At 53.5% G+C, this 8,504-nt stretch carries 10 protein-coding genes; 3 read left to right on the top strand and 7 right to left on the bottom strand.

From position 1 onward, the window contains the following. Positions 1-16: 16 nt before the first annotated feature. Positions 17-280 (bottom strand): DUF1450 domain-containing protein, encoded by a 264-nt coding sequence (locus tag HGBM_RS12525; protein WP_019121449.1) that lies wholly within the window; start codon positions 278-280, stop codon positions 17-19. A 205-nt stretch (positions 281-485) separates the two neighbouring features. Here HGBM_RS12525 and HGBM_RS12520 point away from each other — a divergent pair, with 205 nt between their 5' ends. Both HGBM_RS12520 and HGBM_RS12515 read left to right on the top strand, forming a co-directional pair. After that, positions 486-1,553 carry an NAD(P)/FAD-dependent oxidoreductase gene (locus HGBM_RS12520; RefSeq protein WP_026074378.1) on the top strand — a complete coding sequence of 356 codons (1,068 nt, stop codon included), beginning with the start codon at positions 486-488 and terminating at the stop codon, positions 1,551-1,553. Between the two features lie 213 nt (positions 1,554-1,766). Continuing rightward, complete coding sequence (locus HGBM_RS12515; protein ID WP_019121447.1) at positions 1,767-2,054, top strand: DUF3817 domain-containing protein; 288 nt, start codon at positions 1,767-1,769, stop codon at positions 2,052-2,054. Between the two features lie 38 nt (positions 2,055-2,092). On the opposite strand, the gene HGBM_RS12510 is transcribed toward HGBM_RS12515, so the two are convergent. From HGBM_RS12510 to cysK, 5 genes are all read right to left on the bottom strand, one after another. Further along, positions 2,093-3,820 (bottom strand): methyl-accepting chemotaxis protein, encoded by a 1,728-nt coding sequence (locus HGBM_RS12510; RefSeq protein ID WP_019121446.1) that lies wholly within the window; start codon positions 3,818-3,820, stop codon positions 2,093-2,095. A gap of 125 nt (positions 3,821-3,945) precedes the next feature. Then, a complete protein-coding gene (locus HGBM_RS12505; RefSeq protein ID WP_026074376.1) occupies positions 3,946-4,287 on the bottom strand; it encodes a hypothetical protein in 342 nt (113 codons plus the stop codon). A 137-nt stretch (positions 4,288-4,424) separates the two neighbouring features. Continuing rightward, a complete protein-coding gene (locus tag HGBM_RS12500; RefSeq protein WP_019121444.1) occupies positions 4,425-4,745 on the bottom strand; it encodes a YuzD family protein in 321 nt (106 codons plus the stop codon). A 34-nt stretch (positions 4,746-4,779) separates the two neighbouring features. Further along, a complete protein-coding gene (locus tag HGBM_RS12495; protein WP_019121443.1) occupies positions 4,780-5,913 on the bottom strand; it encodes a bifunctional cystathionine gamma-lyase/homocysteine desulfhydrase in 1,134 nt (377 codons plus the stop codon). 3 nt (positions 5,914-5,916) lie between these two features. Further along, a complete protein-coding gene (gene cysK / locus HGBM_RS12490; protein WP_019121442.1) occupies positions 5,917-6,840 on the bottom strand; it encodes a cysteine synthase A in 924 nt (307 codons plus the stop codon). A 184-nt stretch (positions 6,841-7,024) separates the two neighbouring features. Between cysK and HGBM_RS12485 the strand changes: the two genes are divergently transcribed. Continuing rightward, positions 7,025-7,252 (top strand): NifU family protein, encoded by a 228-nt coding sequence (locus tag HGBM_RS12485; RefSeq protein WP_019121441.1) that lies wholly within the window; start codon positions 7,025-7,027, stop codon positions 7,250-7,252. A gap of 70 nt (positions 7,253-7,322) precedes the next feature. On the opposite strand, the gene HGBM_RS12480 is transcribed toward HGBM_RS12485, so the two are convergent. Further along, a complete protein-coding gene (locus HGBM_RS12480) occupies positions 7,323-8,381 on the bottom strand; it encodes a hypothetical protein (RefSeq protein WP_019121440.1) in 1,059 nt (352 codons plus the stop codon). Between the last annotated feature and the right edge of the window lie 123 nt (positions 8,382-8,504).

Genomic DNA, 8,504 nt, shown 5'->3' with positions numbered 1-8,504 from the left:
AAGCAGAAAGACCTTCCTAAAAAGGAAGGTCTTTCCCAAATGATTCTTCGTCTTCGCGAATTTTTGCTTTTATTTTCTCCAGCAGCTCATCTGCTGTGGCAGCACTCACAAAATCACCGTTTACCAATGCGTACGGAACCATGTAGCATTCCCCGCAATGTCCCAGGCAGCCGTATTCCACTACATCGACATCCAGGTCCGGATCCTGCTCCAATGCCTCGATGACAGACTGGGTATAGGATGAGGCATTGCTGGCGCAAAATTCTACCAACGGTTTCATGTTTTTTATCACCTGTCTTTCCTTTGCCCATCCCTTACTATTTTACCTCGAATCGCGTGAAAATCCAGTGTTGAAGATGTTGGATCAGCGAATCCGCTAGTTTTTGGAAGCAATAAGGGAAAGATTGTGCTTGCAATTTTATTTAGGAGTGCTAAAAATAAAAGGGGTACTAATATCAGGACGCTAAGAAAGGACAAGACTTTTTATGAAACGACTTGTGATCCTTGGTGGCGGATACGGAGGAGTGCGGGTAGCTGAACGGATGCTCACCAATGATCTTCCCGACAACGTATTCGTCACGCTTGTGGACAGAATGCCATTTCACGGGTTAAAGACGGAATACTACGCGCTGGCAGCCGGAACGGAACCGGAACTCGCTGTGCGCGTCCCTTTTCCCAGTGATCCCCGCCTGAATGTAAAGCATGGCGAGGTCATGCACATCGACCTGGAGCAGCGGTCTGTTCACTTTGCCGGCGGTGATACGCTTGAATACGACTGGTTGGTGATTGCGCTGGGCTGCGAAGATCGATATCACAACATTCCCGGTGCGGATCAATTCACCCACTCCATTCAGACGCTGGGGGCAACGCGCAAAACTTACGAGGCGGTCAACAACGTAGGGCCGTACGGACAAATCACGATCGTCGGCGCCGGGCTGAGCGGCGTCGAACTGGCTTCGGAACTGCGCGAATCACGCACCGACCTGAACATTCGCATCCTTGACCGCGGCGAGAACATTCTCAGCCCATTTCCCAAAAAACTGCGGGATTACGCCTCTCAGTGGTTCATCGAGCACGACGTTCAGATCGTCTCCATGGCCCAGGTCAACCGCGTCGAACAGGGCGTCGTCTACAACCATGACCAGCCGCTGGCGAGCGATGCCATCGTCTGGACAGCGGGCATTCAGGCAAACCGGATCGTCCGCGACCTGCCGGTGGAACACGACAACTCCGGCCGCGTGATTCTAAACCAATACCATCAAATTCCTAATTACCCCAACGTGTATGTCGTCGGGGACTGCGCCAGCCTGCCGTACGCTCCCAGCGCCCAGTTGGCGGAAGTGCAGGGAGATCAGATTGCGCTGGTGCTTAAGGCCGATATCAAAGGAGAAGCTCTTCCTGCCAGCCTTCCCGGCTTCAAGTTGAAAGGAACACTCGGCTCACTAGGGAAAAAGGAAGGTTTCGGGGTTATGGGAAAAATTTCCCTCGTCGGCTCGATGCCGCGCGTGCTGAAGAGCGGTGTCCTTTGGATGTACAAAAAACACCTGGGGTGAGAAACGCCTCGATTGAAGTTCCTGCCGTTCATTCAAATCCAGTTCAACAAAGGCAAGCGCCGCGAAGCCATTCCCGGGATTCGCGGCGCTTGTTCGTCATACCAGTCAAACGAGGAAAAATCCAAACTTTCGTCAAGGATCGATCCATCCTTCCCAGAAAGGATCAGTTATACTCATAATGATTTCAATTTTCAATGAGGAGGTTTCGTGATCATGTTGAAAACTTCCCTTGGACGCCTGCGTTTGATCGGATACATCGAAGGAGTCTCTTTTCTTTTGCTGCTGGGAATCGCCATGCCGCTAAAGTACATGGCCGGTTTTCCCGAGCCTGTCAAAATCATCGGTTGGCTTCACGGCATTTTCTTTGTCCTCTATCTGCTTGCCGTCATTCAGACAACCATCGCGCACCGTTGGTCGATCCTTCGGGTGCTGGGGGCGTTTCTCGCTTCGATCATCCCGTTTGGCCCCTTCATCCTGGATGCGAGACTGAGGCGGGAGTAAGCAGGTCTCTGCCCCGCACCAGCCGGCGGCGCCACCGGTCAGAGCTTGCGCAGTTCGCGCTGCAGGGATTCCAGATGCGAGACAACCTCCTGAGATACCTGCTCCACCTGTCTCTGCAGGTTCAATGCTGTCTCTTTGTCTCCTGCAGCCAACCGCTCGGTGGCCTCATAAGCCAGCTGGTGGATGCGCCGATGCGGCTTCTCCAATGCCTGGAACGAAGGCAGCGCTGAAATCGACGGGTTTTCTCTGCACTGCTCGTACCATTTGCCCAGGCGGCATGCGTGATCATCGGCAACGTCGGCTGGGTTCAGCTGGTGGAACCCGAGGATGCTGTTGTACACCCACCACTTCCACAAGATATGGTCTGTTCTGACCACCCGAATCAACTGGACATTGCCCAGGTGCGTGAAGTAATCCAGTGATTTCAAACGCAGCTGGTTCACCTTTACGCTGATGTCGTAGAGGTCTTCTCCCGTCTCCACTGCGTGCTCCTTGATCAGTTCGGTCTGGTTGAGCACCTCGACCATCCGCTCGGTAATTTCCTGCGTAGCTGCGGATTGCTGTTCGACAATCGCGGCTGTGCTGCTCATCAAGTCCCCGATGTGAACCACCTGTTCCATGATGGCATCCAGACTGTGGATCGCCTTGCCGCTCTGTTCGACGCGCTGCTGCATGCGCTCCGCCATCTCCTGCGACTTCTGCTCGACATCGCCCGCGCTAAGATGGACCGTTTGGATCATGGCGGTGATATCCTCAACCGAGCTGCGCGCTTGTTCGGCCAGTTTTCGCACTTCGTCGGCCACGACGGAAAACCCTCTTCCAGCCTCCCCTGCCCGCGCCGCCTCAATCGCTGCGTTTAACGCCAACAGGTTTGTCTGGTCGGCCACCTGCCGGATAAACTGGGTCACCTCCGTAATCCGATCGATCGATTGGCGAAGCACACCAAATCGTTCACGGGTTTCGCTAAAGTCATCTACCATGTCGGCAAACCCTTGCAGCGAATGGTGAATGATTTCCTGCCCTTCCTGGGCTTGCTTGATCAGCACATCGGTCTTCTCGGCGACCTGCACGGCATTGTTGGCCACCTCCTGGACTGACGCCGACAGCTGTTCGGAAGCGGCGCTTACGCTTGTCGCTTCGCGGATCGTCGTGTCGACGGCGGCCAATAGCGGCTGCACCTTGTCCATTTGCACGATTTCTTCAATGATCTGGCTGTTTGTCTCGATAAACTTAAACTCGTGGGCTTCCTGATACGCTTCCAGTACGATTTGGGCGTCAAGCGTCAGTACCCGGTTTAGCGCCAGGAGAATTCCGCTCGCTTCCTTCGCATTGCGAAATCTGTGCAAGATGGCGGGCACCAGGTACTCATAAATTCTCGTGAACGCCCCGATAAACCATTCCGGCGCCAGTTGGATCCGGCTGTGGACCATTCCTACCTTGGTTCGGCTGCGCATGTATTCTTCGTCGAAAGTGACACGGGGTACCGATTTCAGGTATTCCATAAAGGTTGCATGCAGCCTCTCCAACGAACTGTGATCGTCGATGATCTGGCGCATTGCCGGTATTTGGGCCAGCAGCTCGTAATGTCTTTTGGTAATACGCTCGGCGTATTCATCCATGATATCCTGCACTTTGCCCAGATGTTGAACATCCTCTTTGGAAATTTGCAAAAAGTACAACTTCTGCCGCAGCGGCCCCGTCGCAGTGATGTCGGTCTGCTGCAGTGGTTTTACGTTTGCGGCTGGCAAGGCTCTTTTTACAAACAAATTGATTTCCTCTCCCTTACCTGTTCTTTGGCTAACATATATACGATTGCTTATTATACCATTTTTTGCAGGTAATTCACACGCAAGCGAAAATGGTTTGCCTTATTTCGACTTTGCATCGAATTTTACCGCTTCTGCACCCGCAGATACGGGACGTGACGAATCTCATAGGTGCCAGCCAGCATTTCCTCGTTGATGACCTGTACCTTTACCATACTGCTGATTTTTCCTGCATCAGCCTTGGACAGCAGCCGCCAGATGCTGGCGTCGGGAAGAGCGTTGAACAGCCGGTTGTCGTCATAGTCCCGCCTTTCTTGCAAGGTGATGCTCAGCTTGTAGTCGCCCGCCTCGACGCTGCAAGGACCAGTATGTTCATCCAAAATTTCCCTTTTTATCAATTCCAACTCCTCTTCTAGCTCCTTTTGCAGTTGTTTCAACTCGTAATATCTCGCCAACCGCTGTTCCATCACGACATTCATCCTCCCTGTTTTGCGTTATCGACCAAGTATATGAGTCGTACATGGGGAGTAGAACGAGCGATCCGTCAAGGACAAAAAACAGCCGCCCTCATGAAAACAGATGAAGGCGGCTTCCTCTATTCCATTCAAGTTTCAACAGGTTGTACGCCGAGCGATTCCAGTTTGGCGCTGATGTCTTTTAACCGAGGGTTGCCCTCTCCGACAATTTCCCCGGAAATTACGACAAGCGGATACCACAAGTCTTCCTCGATGATTCGCCGTGCCCAGGCTTGATCTTCTGCCGATTCGACTTTTTGAAAGTCACAATATCTGACAACGAAGGAGTCCCGGCGGTATTTTCGTCCGAGCGCTGCCTCCAGCCAGGAAGCCGTCTCCTTGGCGGAGGGTAAATTGACACAGCTTGCACATAGCTGTTCCGTTCCGTAAACTGTGATCTCTACACGCATTTCTGCTTCCTCCGCTCCCTCAAGCTTATGAGTCTTATTTCAGGGCTTGCGCCAGATCCTCTATCAGGTCCTCTACATCCTCAATCCCGACAGAGATGCGAATTAAACCGTCTGTGATTCCCAGCTCCGCTCTCCGCTCAGGCGGAATGGAAGCGTGCGTCATCCGGGCCGGCAAGCCGATCAAGCTTTCTACCGCGCCAAGCGATTCAGCCAGCGTAAAGTACTTCACTTTTGTCAGCACTTCTTCGGCCCGGCTGGCGCTTCCCACGTCGAACGAGATCATCGCGCCAAAGCCACGGGCCTGTTTTTTGTTCAGTTCGTGTCCCGGATGGCTCTTCAACCCCGGATAGAGGACGCGGGAGATGTCACTTCTCTCCGCGAGCCAGTCGGCTATCGCCCTGGCGTTGGCTTCGTGCTCCTCCATGCGCACCCCGAGCGTTTTCATCCCGCGCAGCAGCAGCCAGGAATCCTGAGGACCGAGAATCCCACCGACGGCATTTTGCACAAAGTGCAGCTCGTCTCCCAGCTCATTCATTTTCGTGACGACCAATCCGGCGACGACATCACTGTGGCCGCCCAGGTACTTCGTCGCGCTGTGATAGACGATGTCGGCACCCAGATCGAGCGGATTTTGCCAGTACGGAGTCATAAAGGTGTTGTCCACCGCCAGCAGCACCCCTTTATTCCGGGCAATCTGCGCAATGGCGGCGATATCGGTCACCTTCAGCAGCGGATTCGTCGGCGATTCGATGATGATCGCTTTCGTATTCGGCCGGATCGCCCGCTCGACGGCAGCCAGGTCCCCTGTATCGACAAAGTCAGCCTCCAATCCAAGCCGGGTAAAGACGCGGGCGACGACCCGGTACGTCCCTCCGTATACGTCATCTCCTACGATAATATGGTCTCCCTTGTTAAACAGGGACAGGACAGAGGAGAGTGCGGCCATGCCCGAGGCAAAGGCAAATCCTCTCGCCCCCCCTTCCAGTTCGGCTATGTACGTCTCCAGAGCGTGCCGCGTCGGATTGCCGGTCCGCGAATACTCGTATCCTTTGTGTTTCCCGATCGCTTCCTGTTTATATGTGCTGACCTGATAGATCGGCACAGACACGGCTCCAGTCAAAGGATCCCCTTCAATGCCTCCGTGAATCAGACGCGTCTTCAATCGCATGGATTAAATACCTCCCTGGTATATTTTTTTACTCAGATACCGTTCGCTGCCATCGGGAAAAATCGTCACGATTGACGTTTCGGCTTGTGCCGTTTCCGCTTCGCGCAGCGCTGCCGCAAGAGCCGCTCCCGACGAGCTTCCCACCAACAGCCCTTCGCGGGCAGCAAGCTGTTTTACCAATTCGAACGCTTCTTCATCGGCTATCGTGTGTATGGCATCAAAGTAGCCGCGGTCCATAAATGGCGGCAGGAACTCCATACCGATTCCCTCGGTTTTATGCGGCCCCGGCTCCCCGCCGTTTAAGATGGAGCCCTCCGGTTCGACAATGACTGTCTTGATTGCCGGGTTTTGTTCTTTCAAATACCGGGCAACTCCCATAAACGTGCCGCCAGACCCCGCACCGGCGACAAAGATGTCTACTTCCCCATCCATTTGTTTCCAAATCTCCGGTCCAGTCGTTTTGTAGTGGGCATCGGGATTCGCCGGATTGGCAAACTGCTGGGGCACGTATGCATCGGGAATCGATTCGGCCAACTCTTTCGCCTTGGCGATCGCCCCCTTGATTCCCTGTTCAGTCGGCGTATTGACGATCTCGGCTCCAAGGGCCCGCATCAGCTCTTGCTTTTCTTCGGAAAATTTTTCCGGAACGCAAAAAATGACACGATATCCGGTTCCGACGGCCGCCAAGGCCAGACCGATTCCGGTATTGCCGGCCGTCGGTTCAATAATTGTCCCGCCGGGCTTCAGTTCGCCGCTGGCCTCGGCAGCACGGATCAGCTCCACCCCCAGGCGATCCTTGATGCTGCCGCCCGGATTAAAGAACTCCAGCTTGGCAAAGAGGCGAACCTTTTGCGGCAGATCAAAGTGGGTGATCTCCACAATGGGCGTATTTCCGATGAGCTCTTTGACGTTGCTGTACACCTTCACGTTTATTAGCCCCCGTTTCATTCATCAGTTTCATTATACCATTATCCTATAGTATGAAGATACACTGCCGGCCTAGTCACTTCCCAATATTTGGGCGAGGCTGCAAAAGTGTCCGAACTCATGGATTTCTGCAGGGTTCAGGATTATAATAGAAGTATGTTGTACGAAAAGGAGTGAAATAGCGATGTCCATCATGGAACAAGTAGAGGAAGTATTGGATAAACTTCGTCCGTTCCTGCAGCGCGACGGCGGTGACGTGCAGCTCGTCGACGTCGAGGACGGGATTGTGAAACTTCGTCTCATGGGTGCATGCGGCAGTTGCCCTTCTTCGACCATTACGCTTAAAGCAGGTATCGAGCGCGCACTGTTCGAAGAAATTCCCGGCATTAAAGAAGTACAACAAGTATTCTGATACAATGACAGCCTCGCTGCTTGGCGAGGCTGTTTTCTTTCGGGCCGGTTTGGATCGGAGTGTTTTGGCCTCACGCCTGTCCGACCGATTCTCTTTCAAACCACTCCACAACCGGAATTTCGATCCCGTAGGACTCTCGGAGCAGCAAAGGAAATTCCCGAAGCGCTCCCTCCATCACCATCAGTTCTTCTTCGGCACCTGCCTCCCAGGCATCCGGCGAAAGCTTTTCCCGCTCTTCCAGCGGCATCCCGTGATACAGATCCACCATCCGCAAAAACCGCCCCGGAAACAAGAGCAATGCGTAGATCATGGGATATTCCTCGGGTAGCAGCGGAGCCACACTGTTGTATCCGTCGAGAAAACGAAGCGTGTCCGCCGGATTCCAGCCGTCATCCCAAATTCTCGCCTTGATCCACTGGCCGATGTCCCTTGAGCGCATATCGACAACCCAGCTGTACGGACCGGCAAGGTAGCGCTGTCCGGCCTCATCAAAGAGGATATACCCTTTGTCAAAATTCTGATAGGCGATCCTGCCCAAGGCGGGAGTCTGTTTGACTACCTGTTGATACCCTGAACCGGTCAAATAGCGGATTGCGGTATCGCCAAGCGCCGACACGTAACTGTAGGACGTGAGCAGGTATTCGTCGAACGGCTGGATAAAACCGCGGTTTCCCTCCACTTCGTCGCGATACTGATCGTAGCTGCCAAGGCGCTTTTTCCACATGTTAGGCCACGCCCCCAGCGACACGTAGGACGAGGACAGGCGATCCTTGGGAAACGAGATCGTTGCCTGATGAAATTCAGCCAGCGCCTGCCCGGTGAGAAAAGCAGGATCCTCAAGGACCGCCTCCCGTACCCCGGGATGCAGAAAAAACAATTCATCCTCGTTTTCCACATACGGCTGTTTGCCCTGGGTCTCGACAAACGGTAAAATGATAAAACCGGATGTGGTTTCCAGATGCTTTTTCACCCGTTCGACAAACCTGCGTTTTGAACGGTACCCCACTGGGTAACTGTAAAAATAATACAGCCCGTGATCTGTCTCCAGCAGAGTTTGACCGCCAATTTCGTCGTAGTTTTGGATTTGCAATCCGTACGACGATTGGAGTATGGTAAGTATATCTTCCATGTTGTTCCCTCCCAGCTTGCGCTCACATGTGAGCGCTGTCTGCTTGATTATCTTATGTAGGCTGGGCGGGATAGGTGCCTATTTCGTGATCCGGCGGATATCCGGCATATAAAAGAGCAGATA

Source organism: Brevibacillus massiliensis (assembly GCF_000311785.1).
In the GTDB taxonomy this organism is placed as follows: Bacteria; Bacillota; Bacilli; order Brevibacillales; family Brevibacillaceae; genus Brevibacillus_C; species Brevibacillus_C massiliensis.
Note: the sequence above shows the minus strand (reverse complement) of the source record. Positions and strands in the feature narration are given on the sequence as shown.

Excerpts from the sequence above, each read along its gene's own strand:
- HGBM_RS12525 (WP_019121449.1), bottom strand. The coding sequence starts at position 280 with ATGAAACCGTTGGTAGAATTTTGCGCCAGCAATGCCTCATCCTATACC.
- HGBM_RS12520 (WP_026074378.1), top strand. The coding sequence starts at position 486 with ATGAAACGACTTGTGATCCTTGGTGGCGGATACGGAGGAGTGCGGGTA.
- HGBM_RS12515 (WP_019121447.1), top strand. The coding sequence starts at position 1,767 with ATGTTGAAAACTTCCCTTGGACGCCTGCGTTTGATCGGATACATCGAA.
- HGBM_RS12505 (WP_026074376.1), bottom strand. The coding sequence starts at position 4,287 with ATGGAACAGCGGTTGGCGAGATATTACGAGTTGAAACAACTGCAAAAG.
- HGBM_RS12500 (WP_019121444.1), bottom strand. The coding sequence starts at position 4,745 with ATGCGTGTAGAGATCACAGTTTACGGAACGGAACAGCTATGTGCAAGC.
- HGBM_RS12495 (WP_019121443.1), bottom strand. The coding sequence starts at position 5,913 with ATGCGATTGAAGACGCGTCTGATTCACGGAGGCATTGAAGGGGATCCT.
- HGBM_RS12485 (WP_019121441.1), top strand. The coding sequence starts at position 7,025 with ATGTCCATCATGGAACAAGTAGAGGAAGTATTGGATAAACTTCGTCCG.
- HGBM_RS12480 (WP_019121440.1), bottom strand. The coding sequence starts at position 8,381 with ATGGAAGATATACTTACCATACTCCAATCGTCGTACGGATTGCAAATC.